This window comes from uncultured Thermosynechococcus sp., from assembly GCF_937958135.1.
Taxonomy (GTDB): Bacteria; Cyanobacteriota; Cyanobacteriia; order Thermosynechococcales; family Thermosynechococcaceae; genus Thermosynechococcus.
In genome coordinates this window covers 37882-54675 of sequence record NZ_CALGOG010000005.1, presented here as the reverse complement: position 1 = coordinate 54675, position 16794 = coordinate 37882, and the positions used below count along the sequence as shown (strand labels likewise).

16 protein-coding genes are annotated in these 16794 nt (G+C 54.4%); 11 read left to right on the top strand and 5 right to left on the bottom strand.

Annotated features, from left to right (window positions below):
• The first annotated feature begins 13 nt into the window (after positions 1 to 13).
• Complete coding sequence (locus Q0711_RS00830; RefSeq protein WP_298612317.1) at positions 14 to 859, top strand: ABC transporter permease; 846 nt, start codon at positions 14 to 16, stop codon at positions 857 to 859.
• Here Q0711_RS00830 and Q0711_RS00825 read toward each other — a convergent pair.
• Entirely contained in the window at positions 856 to 2643 is a 1788-nt protein-coding gene (locus Q0711_RS00825; RefSeq protein ID WP_299041288.1) for a caspase family protein, read from the bottom strand. The genes Q0711_RS00830 and Q0711_RS00825 overlap by 4 nt on opposite strands.
• A gap of 216 nt (positions 2644 to 2859) precedes the next feature.
• Positions 2860 to 3498: a PhoU domain-containing protein gene (locus Q0711_RS00820; RefSeq protein WP_298617951.1), complete on the bottom strand. Its 639-nt coding sequence runs from the start codon at positions 3496 to 3498 to the stop codon at positions 2860 to 2862.
• A gap of 187 nt (positions 3499 to 3685) precedes the next feature.
• Here Q0711_RS00820 and Q0711_RS00815 point away from each other — a divergent pair, with 187 nt between their 5' ends.
• Together Q0711_RS00815 and Q0711_RS00810 are read left to right on the top strand one after the other, a co-directional pair.
• Positions 3686 to 4936 (top strand): branched-chain amino acid ABC transporter permease, encoded by a 1251-nt coding sequence (locus tag Q0711_RS00815; RefSeq protein ID WP_298612326.1) that lies wholly within the window; start codon positions 3686 to 3688, stop codon positions 4934 to 4936.
• A complete protein-coding gene (locus tag Q0711_RS00810) occupies positions 4926 to 5738 on the top strand; it encodes an ABC transporter ATP-binding protein (protein ID WP_366519070.1) in 813 nt (270 codons plus the stop codon). The genes Q0711_RS00815 and Q0711_RS00810 overlap by 11 nt, the downstream gene beginning before the upstream one ends.
• Here Q0711_RS00810 and dnaG read toward each other — a convergent pair.
• A complete protein-coding gene (gene dnaG, locus Q0711_RS00805; protein WP_298612332.1) occupies positions 5727 to 7832 on the bottom strand; it encodes a DNA primase in 2106 nt (701 codons plus the stop codon). The two genes, Q0711_RS00810 and dnaG, sit on opposite strands and share 12 nt — an antisense overlap.
• Before the next feature lie 196 nt (positions 7833 to 8028).
• On the opposite strand from dnaG, the gene Q0711_RS00800 reads away from it, so the two are divergent.
• Complete coding sequence (locus tag Q0711_RS00800; protein WP_298612369.1) at positions 8029 to 9138, top strand: ATP-dependent 6-phosphofructokinase; 1110 nt, start codon at positions 8029 to 8031, stop codon at positions 9136 to 9138.
• Here Q0711_RS00800 and miaB read toward each other — a convergent pair.
• Together miaB and grpE are read right to left on the bottom strand one after the other, a co-directional pair.
• Positions 9135 to 10490, bottom strand: coding sequence for a tRNA (N6-isopentenyl adenosine(37)-C2)-methylthiotransferase MiaB (gene miaB / locus Q0711_RS00795; RefSeq protein WP_299041285.1), 1356 nt, complete (start codon positions 10488 to 10490; stop codon positions 9135 to 9137). The two genes, Q0711_RS00800 and miaB, sit on opposite strands and share 4 nt — an antisense overlap.
• 15 nt (positions 10491 to 10505) lie before the next feature.
• Entirely contained in the window at positions 10506 to 11192 is a 687-nt protein-coding gene (gene grpE, locus Q0711_RS00790) for a nucleotide exchange factor GrpE (RefSeq protein WP_298612339.1), read from the bottom strand.
• Positions 11193 to 11497: 305 nt separating this feature from the next.
• Here grpE and Q0711_RS00785 point away from each other — a divergent pair, with 305 nt between their 5' ends.
• The 7 genes from Q0711_RS00785 to Q0711_RS00755 all read left to right on the top strand — a co-directional run bounded on the left by Q0711_RS00785 (position 11498) and on the right by Q0711_RS00755 (position 16792).
• The gene (locus Q0711_RS00785) at positions 11498 to 11863 is read left to right on the top strand and encodes a hypothetical protein (protein WP_298612342.1); all 366 of its coding nucleotides are present in this window, start codon (positions 11498 to 11500) and stop codon (positions 11861 to 11863) included.
• A 145-nt stretch (positions 11864 to 12008) separates the two neighbouring features.
• A complete protein-coding gene (locus Q0711_RS00780; protein WP_298612345.1) occupies positions 12009 to 12704 on the top strand; it encodes an aldehyde oxygenase (deformylating) in 696 nt (231 codons plus the stop codon).
• 44 nt (positions 12705 to 12748) lie between these two features.
• Entirely contained in the window at positions 12749 to 13777 is a 1029-nt protein-coding gene (locus Q0711_RS00775; RefSeq protein WP_298612348.1) for a long-chain acyl-[acyl-carrier-protein] reductase, read from the top strand.
• Positions 13778 to 13800: 23 nt separating this feature from the next.
• Positions 13801 to 14775: an acetyl-CoA carboxylase carboxyltransferase subunit alpha gene (locus Q0711_RS00770; protein ID WP_298612351.1), complete on the top strand. Its 975-nt coding sequence runs from the start codon at positions 13801 to 13803 to the stop codon at positions 14773 to 14775.
• Positions 14772 to 15479, top strand: a complete 708-nt coding sequence (locus Q0711_RS00765; protein ID WP_298612354.1) for an SDR family oxidoreductase — start codon at positions 14772 to 14774, stop codon at positions 15477 to 15479. Before Q0711_RS00770 ends, Q0711_RS00765 begins: the two co-directional genes overlap by 4 nt.
• A gap of 48 nt (positions 15480 to 15527) precedes the next feature.
• A complete protein-coding gene (gene folE, locus Q0711_RS00760) occupies positions 15528 to 16202 on the top strand; it encodes a GTP cyclohydrolase I FolE (RefSeq protein WP_298617954.1) in 675 nt (224 codons plus the stop codon).
• A 95-nt stretch (positions 16203 to 16297) separates the two neighbouring features.
• Positions 16298 to 16792 carry a TM2 domain-containing protein gene (locus Q0711_RS00755; RefSeq protein ID WP_298611787.1) on the top strand — a complete coding sequence of 165 codons (495 nt, stop codon included), beginning with the start codon at positions 16298 to 16300 and terminating at the stop codon, positions 16790 to 16792.
• Positions 16793 to 16794 lie beyond the last annotated feature (2 nt).

The window sequence follows — 16794 nt, the reverse complement described above, 5'->3', positions numbered from 1 at the left end:
TCGGAGTTGTGTTATGACCACTGCTTCAGCCCCAGCTATTCCCGGTATTTTCTCCGGTGAATTTGTTCAGGAAACCTTAGCTTTAACCCGTCGCCTGTTTATCCAACTGCAACGGCGCCCTTCAACATTGGTGGCGGGAGTGGTGCAACCCTTGATTTGGCTGATTCTTTTTGGTGCTCTCTTCCAGAATGTGCCTCAGGGCCTCTTTGGCGAAAGCACTAACTACAGTCAGTTTCTCTGCGCCGGCATCATTGTCTTTACCGCCTTTAGTGGTGCTCTCAATGCGGGGTTGCCGGTGATGTTTGACCGTGAATTTGGCTTTTTGAATCGGCTGTTGGTGGCGCCTTTGGCCTCGCGGTTTTCGATTGTGCTTGCGTCAGCCTTGTTTATTACCACCTTGAGTTTGATTCAGGTGGTGGCGATCGCCAGCTTGGGGGTACTTTTAGGCACAGGAGTGCCCAACTTAGCTGGCATTGGGGTCATCTTAGCCACGGTGTTGATTTTGGTCTTTGGCGTGACGGCTTTGAGCCTGGGTCTCACCTTTGCCTTGCCGGGGCACATTGAATTGTTAGCGGTGATTTTTGTGATTAACCTACCGTTACTCTTTGCCAGTACCGCCTTGGTTCCCCTCTCCTTTATGCCCCGCTGGTTGCAGTGGATTGCCAGCCTCAACCCCCTTAGTTTGGCCATTGAACCCATTCGCTATGTCTATCTGCATCCCGATTGGCGGTTGAGCGATGTGGTGATGGTGGCTCCTTGGGGATCATTGAGCTTGGGGGCTGCCCTATTGATCCTCTTTGCTGTTGCCCTAGGAATGAGCCTACTGATTCAGCCCCTATTGCGGCGGCGCTTGGCCTAGACCACCCGCAGCGTGAAGCCGTGGGTACACCACTCTCGCACATCCAAACAAAACTCATTCCCTTCCGGTTCACTGCTGAGATCCGTTAGTAGGCCAAGAACCAGGGCAAGACTATCCTCGCCAGAAATCCACAATGGCTCTGAATGACTGGGCTGACTACTGAGTTGACTAAAACGGGTAAGGGGGCGGTGGCTACTGATGATAAAGACCTTCAGCCATTGACAGGGGCGATTCAGTGTCCACGTGTAGAGGGGAATGTTTAGACCCGGCGCCACCACGATCTGCCAGGACTGGGGGTGCAGCGGCAAGAGGAGCATCCCCTGACTGCTATCCCAAGCAAAGGCGACAATGTTGAGGGGGCGATCGCCATAGTTGTAGAGACTCCAACGGCAGGTATCTCCCCTAGTCAAGGTTAGAGGGCTTTCTAAGTTCATGGCTGGCAGCTTGGTGCCCAGGACGTCAGGGAGGGGGTTGGGGCTGCGGGTCGAGAATTGACGGCTCAACAACGTTGCCGTCGGCGATATTTGTTCGAGGGTTGTACACACGGCCACTTGACTAGAGGTGGGATTGAGCGTTAGCGTTAGCCATTTCTGCGCCAATAGCGCGTTGAGCAGCGGATTCAGGCGACGGATACCCGCTTTAGCTGCTTCATTAGTGCCACTACAACTCTGTTGAAGTAGGGTGCCCACCGGCCACTCCAGTCCATAGCTGCCCACTGTTGCACTTTTGGTGAGAACCACATCCGGCAGAGGGTCACTGCTGTTGAGGACGGCAACTTTTTCTTCATTGGTTAGGGCATTGATGGCATCTACTCGCTCAATTTTGCTCAGCTTGGTGTCGAGGGCCACTTGCAAACGGAGATTTTTCCCTAAACGTCGCTGCTGTTCGTAGAGGCGATCGCCCACCTGCAGAGGCTGACTGCTAACTCCCTGTGCCATCAGGCCATTAAAACTCGCGATGTTGACAACGGTGGCACCATCGGCAGTACTCCAGCGACTGTGGGGATGACAATAGGCCAATAGCCAAGGACTGAGACCGCCACACCAGACTTGAACCGCGCGATCCTGCCCCGTCTCCTGCACCACACCATCAAACCCCTGGGATAGGGTGACCTTCCCTGCAAGTCCATCGCTGACCAGATAAATTTCTGCCCCCGTTTGCCAGCGCAGTTCATCGGCTGTGTACATGAAGCTGGTTGTCAAGGGGCGATCGCCCCCCAAAGCTGCTAGATAATGGCTAAAACTAGCAGTAAAAAGTCCCATCGGGACGCCATTCAGGTGTGTTTCTACCCCCAAATCTGCCCAGAGCAGATGCTCTTTAGGGACTGGGCTACGGGTCTCTGCGGCCTGCAATGGGACAAATCGCCAGCGCAACGCCGCCCCTTCAATGGGGGGCGGGCTAAAGCGAGTGTCGAGCCATACCTGGATCCCCTTGATACGCAGCAATTCGGCAAGAGGTAAGATGCCCTTGCCTGCTGCCGTAGCATCTGTCAAAACCAGTGCCGGTTGCTCCTGCCAGCACGTGCCATAGCCACTAAAGTAAACCAACAGGGGTTGGTCAGCGTGCCCCAGCACGCCTAGGGTTTCTTGGAGGGCATCGAGGGTTGCCGCCTGTTCCGTCAGGAGCGTAATGTCACCGTCCGCCAGTCCCCAGCTGTCTAGCAACAGGTTTTTCACTAGTTCAACATCCGTCAGACATCCGGCTAAAGGAGGCACGCCCGCCAACTGTGGATAGTGGTTAATGCCAATCAGGAGTGCTCGCCATGGGCGAAGAGAGTCTGCCAAGGAGCCGCCTGCAGTTTGCCAAATCCATGGCATTAGTGTCAGTGCCGCAGCACCGTACAGAAAAGAACGACGGCTTAACCTCATGCCTTACCTCCCAGCACGCCCATCCTCAGGTTCGAGCATAGGCACGACAACACTTATGAATTAGGACTAGTTCTATTCTCAAAGGTTGTGGACGCAATTGGGTCTACAGTGAGCAGAAAACCTCAATTTCTCCTAGAAATCTTCGCCCCGCACAATGAAGCAGACGCGCCGGCCAATGGCTGTGGCATGATCACCCATGCGCTCAAGGTTGCGAATGACCAGCAGCAGGATCAAGCGCAATTCCACTGACTCTTCGGGCATCAAGGGGGCAGAGAGTCGCCCATAGAGGCGTTGGTAGTCGGTATCCACTGCATCGTCGCAGTTGGCCAAGGCAAGTCCCGCCTCTACGTTTAAGTTGGCAAGGGCTGAGAGCGCCTCTGACAGCAACAGCTGCGATCGCTGGAACATTAGGCCGATGTCCTCAAGGTAGGGTGGAGGTGGATAGCGCAGCAGCGTTTGACCGGCACAGCCAATTTCAAGGGCATAATCGCCAATCCGCTCCAGATCGCGGCAGAGGTGTGACAACATAACCAAAAATCGCCGATCCTCAGCCCCAGGGACTTGTAATGTCAGCAGGGCAATCGCCTCGCGATTGAGTTCTTGGGCACTGCGGTCAATTTCCTGCTCCCTTTGGATCAACGGCTCAACACTGAGGAGATGCCGCTCAATTAAGACGCCGTAGGCCAAGTAACTGGCACTTTCCACCAGTGTTCCCAGTCGCAGCAAGTCACTGCGCAGACGTTGTAGTTGCCGTTCAAAATGGGTGGTCACAGCTTTAGACACCCATTCTTAGTTTGTGAATGTGTGTTCCCCAGTGTGCCAGAAAAACAACGAATTGTTCCGTAGGGACAGGTGCAAGTATTGGTGTGTACAATATATTCATTTTGGTTCCTTCCTCTACCGGCGCGATCGCAACAGCGCCGTGTAGCTCTACCGCCCTTTCAACGCTCTAAATTAGATGGTCGGCTATCTCATTTCCCTTGGCATCTTCACGGCCACCTTTGCCCTCTTTAGCTTGGGGCTGAATTTGCACTGGGGCTATACGGGTCTGATTAACTTTGGCCACGTTGGCTTTTTGGCCATTGGTTCCTACACCACGATTTTATTGGGTATTGCTGGCGTGCCGCTGTTCTTTGCTGTCCTTGCAGGAGTGGTATTGGCCATGGGACTCAGCTTCTTAATGGGGATTGCCACACTGCGATTGCGGGAAGATTACCTTGCGATTGTGACGATCGGCATGGCAGAAATTGTCCGCTTAATTGCCCTCAATGAAGATTGGTTGACCCGCGGCGGGCGCGGTGTCTATGGGTTTCCCTTGCCCTTTGCTCACTTTAATCCCAATGTGCCGACCAAGTTGGGAATGATTGCCCTCTTTTGGGGGGTGGTTGGAGTAGCGGCATGGCAATGGTGGCACTGGTTAGAGCGGCAGTATGGGCGATCGCGCCCCCCTTGGCTGCTCCCTGGTTATACCGCTTTGCTGGTTGCCGGTACCCTTAGCCTGTGGGCAGCATTGCTCCCCTTGAGCTTGGGAGGGGGAATTGCCACTTTTCCTTTTGTGTTGACATTGGTGACCCTGGGTGGGGCGATCGCCCTTATGAGCCATTACTGCCGCCCAGAAAAAGCGGCGGTGCTTGCCATTGCGCTGAATACCTTAGCTGCTGCCCTCGTAGGTCTAGTGGTCAAAGCCTTGACCCTTGGTTTATGGGATTTTAGTTACCGAGCTGGGCTGTTGTGGCTGTTGATCCTGGTATTGGCCTTGGGGGTGTGGCAATTGGAGCGTTTAATCCATTCCCCTTGGGGACGCGTCCTCAAGGCCATCCGCGAAGATGAAGAGGTGGCCAAGGCCTTAGGCAAAAATGTCTTCGCCTATAAAATGCAATCGCTGCTATTGGGAGGAGCGATCGCGGCAGTGGCAGGGTCTTTTTATGCGTGGCAGCTCACATTTATTAACCCCGACGGCTTTGTATCCCTAATTACATTTCAGGCATGGACAATTGTCGTGCTGGGAGGCGCCGGCAATAACATGGGTACCCTTTTGGGCGCCGCCCTCTTTTGGGCCTACACTGCACTGACCCGCTTTATTCCCTTAGATGGTGGGCGCCTAGAGGCGCTGCGGATGATGCTGATTGGCCTTGTCCTCATTCTCTTGATGATGTGGCGACCCCAAGGTATTTTGGGCAAAAAGGAGGAACTCAGCCTTGGTCGATGAACCTTCTCTTGTGTCCGTCTCTAGCAGTGTTAGTCCAGTCCTGCCCTCAGACCTCCTGGTGGCCACGGGCCTGTGCAAAAGTTTTGGCGGCATTCGCGCGGTGGATCATGCAGACATTCGAGTTGTGCGCGGCAGCATCACCGGTCTCATTGGCCCCAACGGTGCGGGCAAAACCACCCTATTCAACCTCCTGTGCAATTTCCTCACTCCCGATCAAGGCCGTGTGATCTTTGATGGTGCTCCCATCAGTCATCTACCGCCCCATCAAGTTGCGCTTCAGGGACTCTTGCGCACGTTCCAAGTGCCCCGCGTGCTCTCACGTCTATCAGTTTTGGAAAACATGCTCCTAGCTGCCCCCCTACAAACCGGCGAGAAGTTATGGAATATTTGGCTACAACCCCTGCGCATCCGCCAAGAGGAACAGGAACTGCGGCAACGGGCGTGGGCAATTCTGGAGTCTGTGGGGCTAGCCGCTAAGGCCAATGACTATGCCGGTGCCTTGTCGGGAGGTCAACGTAAACTCCTCGAAATGGCGCGGGTGATGATGCACCGTCCCCGCATGGTGCTCTTGGATGAGCCAGCCGCCGGCGTCAACCCGACCTTGATTAATCAAATTTGCGAGCACATTGTCCGCTGGAATCAGGAGGGCGTCACATTTCTGATTATCGAACATAATATGGACGTGGTAATGTCCCTATGTCAGCACATCTGGGTCTTGGCAGAGGGGAGAAATCTTGTGGATGGCCCTCCCAGTGAGGTTCAAACCAATCCTGAAGTCTTGAGAGCTTACCTAGGACAATGAGTCCTCGGAATGGCCACGGATCATCGCCAAGGAAGGGCAGCGCTGCTGATCTAATTGCTGGAGATATTGGCGATGTTGGTAGTAGTCACGGCGAAGTTGTTCAAGGTGTCGTAGCCGCTCTGGTGCCACACCGGGAATATCGTCAATCTCACTGTTGCTATCGGCGAGTAAGCGATCCAAATAGTGGCGTAGGGCTTCACTGGCGGAGGATTCACTTAAAATCAAGGCAACCGTCTGCTGCAAAGACTGCAGGATGTAGCGACATCGCTTTTCAACGGCAATGCGCTCAAGGGCGGCGGTGGCGGCTTGAATGACCAATTCGGGGCGATCGAGACTGACGGCAGTGGTCTCGTCTAAATGGAGTAGTGGAGTGATTAGAGAAGCATCTTCTACTTCATCTAGGCGATCAAAAAGATGCGTGACCAAATCCAAGTCCGTCAGTTGTGTTCCCGTCTCGGTGGGTGAAGGCAAGGGCCACTCAGCGGTATAGGGATCATCCGGTGCAGGCAGACCCGCACAGTGTTCTTTTTCGATGGCCAAGATCTGCCGCCACAGCCAGCGATGGTGAGAGAAGCTAAATTCAATCTCCCGTGCTTGCAGCGTTTGCCGAATCAGGGGACGATATTCCCCACGGTGGAGGTAGAGGCGCAGTAGCTGTTCTTCCGCCGCTCGACGCAAATTATAGTCCCCTGGACGTTGCCATTTTTGCGATCGCCCCTGCCAGCGTTGACCCCGCACCTGTTGGCGCAGGGATTCTTCAAGGCGCAGGACAAAGCGACTATCATGGCGTCCCAGTAGCTCAGCACAGTGGTGAATGTAGTGGCTGCGCAGTGTGGCGTTGGGGAGCTTACCCAAAAGTTGGCTCAGGGCTTGGCTGGCCTGCTGAAATTGATCACTTTGGTCGAGATCGTACTGCTGCAGGATGGTCTGAATTTGCCAATCGAGCCAGAGGGGCGCTTGATCCAAAAGAGTTTGGTAGCGATCGCGCCGTGCCTCTAGGGATTCGCCGGCCTCTGTAAAAAAGTCGGCCGCATCTTTGCCCGCCGGTAAGGTGAGAATGCGCAGTTGCAAATCGCCACGATAGGCTAAATCCGCAGCCTCGCCAATGGCGCGATCGGCAGCCCGCTGTCCCGCGAGGTCGGCATCAAAGTTGAGAATAATTCGCTTCGACTCGGTATAGCGCAGCAGCAACTTAATTTGCGCTTGACTAAGGGCAGTGCCTAAACTGGCCACCGCTTGGGTAAAGCCCGCTTGGTGCAGCACCATGACATCAAAGTAGCCCTCAACCACAATGGCTTGGTCTTTTTGGACAATGGCTTGGCGTGCCTTATCAAGACCAAAGAGGAGCTGCCCCTTGTTAAAGATGGGGGTCTCTGGGGAGTTGAGGTACTTCGGCTCTGCGTTGCTGAGGGTACGACCGCCAAACCCCACCACCCGTCCTTGGGCGTCCATAATCGGGATCATCAGGCGATCGCGAAAGCGGTCGTAGTAGCCATCTCCCGTCTGGCGGGGCACAATTAAGCCCGCCTGTTCCACTAAACGGGCAGGGTATCCCTTTTGCTCCACAAGGTACGTATAGAGTCCTTGCCAACCCGCAGGTGCATAGCCCAGGCGAAATTGCTGAATCGTGTCCTCCTGCAGATGACGTTGCCGCCGTAAATAGTCTTGCGCCGCTTGGCCGATGGGTTGCCGCAGGGCATGTTCATAGAAACTGGTGGCGATCGCCAGAATCCCATAGAGCTGCTCTTGGAGGGAAAGGCGAGCTTGGAGTGCCTGTTTTTGCTCACTATCGAGGGTGCGCACCGGAATCTGATGCCGTTGGGCAAGTTCCAGTACCACCTCCGCAAAGGAGCGCTTTTGCAGCTCCATCAGAAACGTGATGGCATTGCCCCCAGCACCGCAGCCAAAACAGTAGTAAACTCCCTTGATAGGATTTACGGTAAAACTGGGGGTTTTCTCCTCGTGAAACGGACAGCAGCCAACGTATTCTTGCCCCCGCTTGCGTAAAACAACATGCTCGGCCACCACATCCACAATGTTGACCGCTTGGCGCACCGCTTCAATGGTCTCGGGGTGTAGGTGAGGAATTTCCATAGATCATTTAGTCTAATCGATCCCTCAATCAGCTACGCCCCTCTGCAAAGTTCAGGGATGCCTACGGATGTTGCGACCTCTTAACTCATGCAGTCAAGGAGGATTGAGCTTCGCTAGGATGTTGACATTACCCTTGTTAGGCGCAGAGGTCGGCTTTCAAGCCACAACAACTGTTCACACAGGGAGTAAATCATCCATGAGTAGCAGCCGCAAACGACTGGGTGTATTCACCAGTGGCGGAGATTGCCCAGGTCTAAATACGGCCATCCGTGCCATTGTTGCCCATGCCACCTTAAGTTACGGTTGGGAGGTTCTGGGCATTCTCCACGCCACCCAAGGGCTAATTGAGCGTAAGGCAGTTCCCCTCAATGCAGAGGGTCTCGGTGGCATGGATGTATTGCTCAACATGGGAGGAACAATTCTCGGAGCAATCAATAAGGGCGATACCCTTGGCCATGCCGATGAAGTTATTGCCGGCTACAATGAGTTGGGCTTGGATGCCCTCATTGCCATTTGTGGCGATGGCAGCCTGAAAATTTTGCATCAACTGGCCCAGAAGGGAAACTGGAACTTCCTTGCGGTGCCGAAAACCATTGATAACGATGTGGCTCTCACCGATCGCGCCATCGGCTTTGACACCGCTGTCAATACCGTCGTCGAAGCCCTGAGTCGGATTACCTCCACCGCCGCTAGCCATGACCGCGTATTTGTGGTGGAAGTGATGGGGCGTACCGCTGGTCATTTGGCGCTCTATTCAGGAATTGCTGGGGGCGCCGATATCATCCTGATTCCAGAAATTCCCTACTCCATTGAAGGTATTTGCCAGCATCTCCAGAAGTTGCGCGATCGCTGGGGACGTAAATTTGCCCTCATTGTGGTTGCCGAAGGGGCCAAACCCCTAGAGCAAGACGCCAACCATTGCCACTATTCCAGTATTGCCCACTATATTGCCGACAAAATTGCCCAGTATAGTCCCGTCCCGATTGAATTGCGAGTCTCGGTGCTGGGTCATATTCAGCGGGGGGGTGCTCCCATGGCCATGGATCGGCTACTGGCAGCAGGCATGGGGCATACTGCTGTAGATCTTGCAGCCCAGGGGACATTTGATCGGATGGTGGCATGGCAGGCAGGACAGGTGGCGACCGTCCCCATTGCCGATGTGGTCGCTAAATCCCCGCGCCATGTGGATCCCGATAGCTTTTTGATTCGCACCGCCCAGGGACTGGGGATTTATGTCGGCGATAAACCGATGTTGCCCTACGTCGATCCCACCCTCTGCCGCAAGGAAGTCATTTGCGCGATCTAAGAGCCAACCAACGAATGCTCTGCAAGGGGCACGCCACTCAGGCTAAAGGCTCGTGCCTCGATAATCCGAACCCGCACCAGTTGTCCCCGTAAGGTTTCGATGTCGCCGGGCAGATACGTGAGGCGGTTGCCATCGGTGCGCCCATAGACTTGTTGCGAATCCTTGGGATTGACTCCCTCCACCAGCACCACCTCTTCCCGTCCGAGATAGCGTTGGGAGCGCTCCTTGGCGATCGCCGCCACCAGATGATTCAGCCGTTGCAGGCGATCTTCTTTAATCTCTTCGGGCACCTGATTTTCCCAAGTGGCCGCTGGCGTATTTGGACGCGGGGAATAGGCTGCCGTATTCAGTTGGTCAAAACCCACCTCTGCCACCAAATCCAAGGTGCGCTGGAACTGCTCTTCCGTTTCGCCGGGGAAACCCACAATGGCATCGGCACTAATGGCGGCATCCGGCATATAGCGGCGAATGGTTTCAATGAGTTGCAGATACCGCTCGCGGGTATAGCCCCGCGCCATTGCCTTGAGAATCTCGTTATCTCCCGACTGAAAAGGAATGTGGAAATGCTTACACACCTTGGGAAGTTCGGCACAGGCGCGGATCAGGCGCTCCGTAAAGTAGCGGGGATGGCTGGTGGCAAAGCGAATCCGCTCAATCCCAGGCACATCGTGGATGTAGTAAAGCAAATCCGTGAACGTGTGCTGTCGCCGTCCCTCTGGGGTAATTCCCGGCAAATCGCGGCCATAGGCATCTATGTTTTGGCCGAGGAGCGTCACTTCCTTGTAACCTTGCGCCGCCAGTTCCTCAATTTCAGCGCGGATTGCTTCGGGGCGGCGAGATTGCTCCTGTCCCCGTACTGCTGGCACCACACAGTAGGTGCAGCGTTCATTACAGCCGTAGATCACATTGACCCAAGCGGTGACCGTGCTATCGCGGCGGGGTTTGGTAATGTCCTCCACAATGTGCAGCGGATCCGTTGCCACCACTTGCTGCCCTTGCCACACCTGCTCCAGCAGTTCACCAAGGCGATTGGCATACTGTGGCCCCATCACCAAATCCACCTCAGGAACTCGCCGCAGCAGTTGCTCTCCCTCCTGTTGAGCCAGGCAACCGGCCACAATCAGCGTTAGGTTGGGGTCTTGATGCTTGCGCTTGGCCTGCCGCCCTAGGTAAGAATAGAGCTTCTGCTCCGCGTTGTCGCGAATCGTGCAGGTGTTGTAGAGCAAGACATCGGCGTCATCCGGTTCAGCGACCGGTTCTAGGCCCATGGCTTCTAAGACCCCGGCCATCCGCTCGGAGTCTGCCTTGTTCATTTGGCAGCCAAAGGTGGTGATGTAGTAGTGGCGTGGCATTCCCTTGAAGTGCCCCTATACGTCCGTCACATCATTGGTGGGATTCGTGTCACCAGCACCCCCCTCTTCAGGGGGAGCAGCCACTTTGACCATGGCATGCCGCAACACGCGATCGCCCAGCATATACCCCCGCTTCAGTTCTTCAATTACTGTGCCTTCCGGGTGTTCATTTGTTGCTTCCCGCAGCACTGCCTCGTGGAGATTGGGATCAAAGGGCTTGCCCTTGGCCTGCATGGCCGAAACACCAATGCGCTTGAGGCACTCCACCAGTTGCTTGTAAACCCCCTGATAGCTGCGGTGAATTTTTTCTTCCGCCTCTGTTTCGGTTTGAATGTGGGTGCGGGCTAGCTCAAAGCTGTCCACCACAGGCAGTAAATCCGCAATGACACTGCACTTGATCTGTAGCTCTAGCTCTTCTTTTTCCCGCTGGGTGCGTTTGCGGAAGTTTTCAAAGTCAGCGGCAAGGCGCATGTATTGATTATTGCGCTCCTCCACCACCTGCGAAAGACTCGCCTTGGCAGCTTCAAGGGCAGCAATTTTCTCTAGCAATTCCGCTGCATCCGTAGGAGTATCCGGAGAAGCCGCTTCAGACGCTTGAGCCTCTTCGCTTGGGGCGGCTTCTGCACGATTCTCAACAACATCGGGAGTAACTTCGCCTTTTTGGGCTTCAGCAGCAGGATTGGTTATGGTTTCATCACTCATAGTGTTGACTCAGGTTATGCCCTTTAGACTGTAGATGGCGCACTGCTGTGCGTTCAATCGTTTTAGCCTATCACTTTCCCCATTGTATCAATAGGGGCGAGGCATCCGTCTATTACGGACTTCTCTACAAAAGCAAGAATACAATGGTTAGCTCATCGCTCTTGGAACTGAAACATTGAGTTGCTCGTCCCCTAAAGAGTACGTAACTGCCAAAGCAAAGTTTAGGAGTGGAGTTTTCGTTGATGTCTTTTCGCCCCCTGACCTTCAGCCTAATTCTAACGTGCGCGTTGACAGGTATAAGTCCGGTGCTGGCACAGACAGAGCCACCGCCCCGGAAAACCTTTAATCCCTTTGGGGTGGATAATCCCGTCCTACAGCGGGCACGGAATTGGGCACGGCAGGCAGCAGAGCGAGCCAATGGCGGGTTGAGTCGCTACCGCGCTGAGGCATCCATGTTTGGGCCTGCCAGTCAATCCCCCTACGTGGACAATGGCGATGGGACGTTTACCTTTCGCTTTCTAGGGGGGCCACCTGCGGCACCGCCAACCATTGAAAGTATCGTCACGGTCAATCCCGACCCCAGCAATCCGATGATTCGCATTGACTACAATGGTCCTATCCAGGCGGTAGCGCCTCCTACACCCCCTCCAAACAATCGGGGGAGCTTTTAGCCCTATGGGTGCATAGAGATTCACCTATTCAGGAACTCAAAAATCTCTGCCACGCTGCCCCTCGTCAAGGGATCGCTGCTGCGGTATGATAACAGAAACTCTGATGTCTCAATAACCTCTAATAAATTGCTTAGGAGAGTTCACAATGACAACGGCTACCGCTACACCCGAGTTGGACTACCATAGCGATCGCTACAGGGATGCCTACAGTCGCATCAACGCCATTGTCATTGAAGGTGAACAGCAAGCTCACGACAATTACATTGACCTAGCCAAGCTGCTGCCACAACACCAAGAAGAACTCACCCGTCTTGCCAAAATGGAAGCCCGCCACAAAAAGGGGTTTGAAGCCTGTGGTCGCAACCTCAGCGTGACGCCAGACATGGGCTTTGCCCAAGAATTCTTTGCCCAACTGCGTGGAAACTTCCAAGCCGCACTGGCAGAGGGGAAAATTGCCAGTTGCCTTCTTATTCAGGCTCTAATCATTGAGTGCTTTGCGATCGCCGCTTACAACATCTACATTCCAATGGCGGATCCCTTTGCCCGCAAAATTACTGAGGGTGTGGTCAAGGATGAATACAGCCACCTCAACTTTGGCGAAATCTGGCTGAAGGAAAACTTCGAGACGGTCAAAGCAGAAATCGAAGCAGCTAATCGCGCCAACCTGCCCTTAGTCTGGAAGATGCTCAACCAAGTGGAAGCGGATGCCAAAGTGCTCGGGATGGAAAAAGATGCCCTCGTAGAAGACTTCATGATTCAGTACAGCGGCGCCCTGGAGAATATTGGCTTTACCACCCGCGAAATTATGAAGATGTCGGTGTATGGCCTAACTGCGGCATAATGGTGACTTAATATATCGTTACATTTTAGTCACCGTCCGTTTGTATGTTTGGATTAATTGGTCATCTGACAAGTCTGGAGCACGCCCAAGCTGTGGCTTATCGGTTAGGCTATCCCGAATATGCCGATCAGGGCTTGGAATTTTGGTGTATGGCGCCGCCCCAGATCGTCGATGAGATTACGGTGACGAGTGTAACGGGCAAAACTATCTACGGCAAATACGTTGAGTCCTGCTTCTTGCCGGAAATGCTGGCCAACCAGCGGATAAAGGCAGCGACTCGCAAAATCATTAACGCCATGGCTCATGCCCAAAAGCACGGCATTGACATTACAGCCTTGGGGGGCTTCTCCTCGATCATCTTTGAGAACTTTAATCTGGAGAAAATGTCCCATGTGCGCAACATTGAGCTAGACTTTCGCCGCTTCACAACGGGCAATACCCACACGGCCTATATCATCTGCCAACAAATTGAGGAGGCGGCGCCGCAAGTGGGGATTGATTTGCGTCAAGCAACTGTGGCTGTCTGTGGGGCGACGGGAGATATTGGCAGTGCTGTCTGCCGTTGGTTGAATCGTCGCTTGGATGTCCAAGACCTGTTACTGGTGGCCCGCAATCGCGATCGCCTGCTAGATCTCCAAGCCGAGTTGGGACGGGGCAAAATTCTCGACCTGATGGACGCACTGCCCCTGGCGGATATTGTGGTTTGGGTGGCCAGTATGCCCAAAGGAATTGAGCTGAGCGTTGAGCAGTTAAAGCGCCCCTCGCTGATGATTGATGGCGGCTACCCCAAAAATATGGGCACCAAAATCCAGCACCCAGAGATTCATGTCCTTAACGGTGGCATTGTCGAACACGCCCTCGATATTGACTGGAAAATTATGGAAATTGTGAATATGGAAGTGCCCTCGCGGCAGATGTTTGCCTGTTTTGCCGAGGCTATGCTGTTAGACTTTGAGGGCTGGCACACCAATTTTTCTTGGGGACGCAATCAAATTACCGTCGAAAAGATGGAGCAAATCGGCGAAGTCTCCCGCAAACACGGATTTAAGCCACTCCTGTTGAACCCTCAGTAAAACCAAAAGGAATCCAATCGCCTATGGCAAACGAACGTCGCACGCTTCTGTTGGAGTTTGAAAAGCCCCTCGTGGAGCTAGAAGCCCAAATTCAGCAGGTGCGGGATAAGTCCTCGGAGTTTGGCGTTGATGTCTCGGAGCAAATCCGTGAATTGGAGGAGCGCGCTAAGCAACTGCGCTATGAAATTTTCAGTAAGCTGACCCCTGGGCAAACGCTACAGGTGGCTCGCCATCCGCGCCGTCCCAGCACGTTGGATTACATTCAAGCCATTAGTGAAGAGTGGATTGAACTCCATGGCGATCGCTGCGGCAGTGATGACCCTGCTATTGTCGGAGGGATTGGGCGACTGAATGGCCGGCCGGTGGTGATGTTAGGTCAGCAAAAGGGGCGGGATACCAAGGACAATGTGGCGCGCAATTTTGGCATGGCGTCGCCGGGGGGCTATCGCAAAGCCCTGCGGCTGATGGAGCACGCCAACCGCTTTCAAATGCCCATCCTCACCTTTATTGACACGCCAGCGGCCTGGGCGGGGGTGGAAGCGGAAAAGTTTGGCCAAGGGGAAGCCATTGCCCATAATCTGCGGGAGATGTTTCGCTTTGAGGTGCCGATTATTTGCACCGTGATTGGCGAAGGCGGGTCTGGCGGTGCCTTGGCCATTGGGGTGGGCGATCGCCTGCTGATGTTTGAACATGCCGTCTATAGTGTGGCGCCCCCAGAAGCCTGCGCTGCTATTCTCTGGCGCGATGCCCAAAAAGCGCCCCAAGCGGCGGAAGCCCTGAAAATTACGGCTCGCGACCTCCTAAAGCTAGGGATTATTGATGAAATTGTGCCGGAACCGGTGGGGGCGGCCCATAGCAACCCCGTAGAGGCAGCGGAAAACCTGAAAGCGGCTTTGCTAAGGAATCTAGCTGAAGTGCAGACCCTCAGCAGTAGTGAACGGCGGGAGTTGCGTTACCAGAAGTTCCGACGCATGGGGGTATTTAGCGAAGCGGTATGAGCCAGCAAGTTTTAATTACCGGCGCCAGCAGCGGCATTGGGGCAGCCACAGCTATTGCCTTTGCCCAAGCGGGATTTCATGTGGTGCTGTTGGGGCGATCGCCCGCCAAACTGGCTGCCGTCCATGCCCAAGTGGTGGCCTGTGGGGTTGAAGCCCATACCTTTAGCGTGGACTTCAGCGATCCTGAACCCCTGCGATCGCGCCTTGATGAGATTCTCGCTAGGGTTGGGGATGTCCATGTGCTGGTGAACAATGCCGGCATGGCCAGAACCGTTCCCCTCATTGATCAACCCTTGGCGGACTGGCAGCAGATGCTCAATGTCAACCTCACCAGTGCCCTTATTTGCTCCCAAGCAGTGCTGCCGCAATTCCGCTCGCGCCAGTGCGGTACGATAGTCAATGTTGTTTCAATTGCTGGACGCCAAGTTTTTCCCCACTGGGGCGCCTACTGTGCCTCGAAGTTTGCCCTCATGGCTCTAACCAAAACAATGGCGGCCGAAGAACGCGCCCACGGTATCCGCGTGATTGCCATCTGTCCCGGCGCCGTTGATACCCCCATTTGGGAAGGTGTAGCTGGAGACTTTGACCGCACGGGGATGCTCACCCCTGAACACGTTGCTAACACGATTTTGTACACGACTCAATTGCCGCAAACGGCTTTTGTTGAAGAGCTAGTGGTCATGCCCCTTGGCGGAACCCTCTAAGCTCCTTTTGTCCTTATACTTGTCACTCTTTCTATGACAACGTTCAATATGCCCGATTCAATCATTAACGGTAAAGCGGCCACGCCGGCGATCCTGCCGGATCGCAACACCCACCAAGGCAAAGAAGCGGTTCCCCACCCACCCCCCCCAGAGGTTGCCAAGGAAGAAATCATGGCCGCAGTGCGCACAATTTTGCTGAATGTGGGTGAGGATCCGGATCGCGAGGGATTGCTCAAAACCCCCAAACGGGTTGCTGAGGCCATGCAATTTCTCACCAGTGGCTATCGTCAATCCCTTGAAGCCCTTGTCAACGGCGCGATTTTTGATGAAGGCCACGATGAAATGGTCTTAGTGCGCGACATTAACTTCTTTAGCCTGTGTGAGCATCACATGTTGCCTTTTATTGGCAAAGCCCATGTGGCCTACATCCCCAACCAGCGGGTGATTGGCCTCAGCAAATTGGCGCGGATTGTGGAAATGTATGCGCGGCGGCTGCAAGTGCAGGAGCGCCTGACCCGTCAAGTGGCCGAGGCCATTGAAACGGTTCTCGATCCGAAGGGTGTGGCGGTGGTCATGGAAGCCAGCCACATGTGCATGGTGATGCGCGGTGTGCAAAAGCCCGGCTCTTGGACGGTCACCAGTTCGATGCTGGGGGTCTTTCGGGAGGATCAAAAGACCCGTGAGGAGTTTTTGAACTTGATTCGCCATCAGCCGAATTTTTAGGAGCCTCTTTTGGGGGGCGATCGCCCATCCTTGCAGTGCTTCTGGAAAAACTTAGGCTAGGATGAGGAATAGTAGAATCCTCCTAAAAGAAAGTTATGGGCTCATTCCGCCGCCGTGGAACCTATCCTCTCCAAGGTCAGCCCCCGCCAAGCTTCTTGAACGTGGGAGTGGCCTATCTGCTCTGGTGCGCCGGCCTAATGGGAATCTGTGGTCTACAGCGCTTTTATGTCGGTCAGCCGGTGGTCGGGATTGTGTACCTGATCACCTTTGGCCTTTGTGGGTTTGCCCAATTCATTGATTTGTTTTTGATTCCGGGGATGGTAGATCAGCGCAATACATACTTGAAGGGGCGGTATTTAGCACTGGCAGAACAGGCTGAGGCTCCTAGCTCGACCCCAACCCCGTTGCACCGCTTACTCCAAGTGGCCAAAGAGCAGGGGGGAGTTCTCTCTGCAGCGCAGGCTGCTCTGTACACCGGTTTTGATGCCAAGCAGGTTGAGGAGTTACTGTTTGAGGCTCAGCGGCTCGGCTATGCCCATGTGTTCAATGATCCAGAAACAGGGGCGGTGCGCTATCAGTTTGATGTTTAATT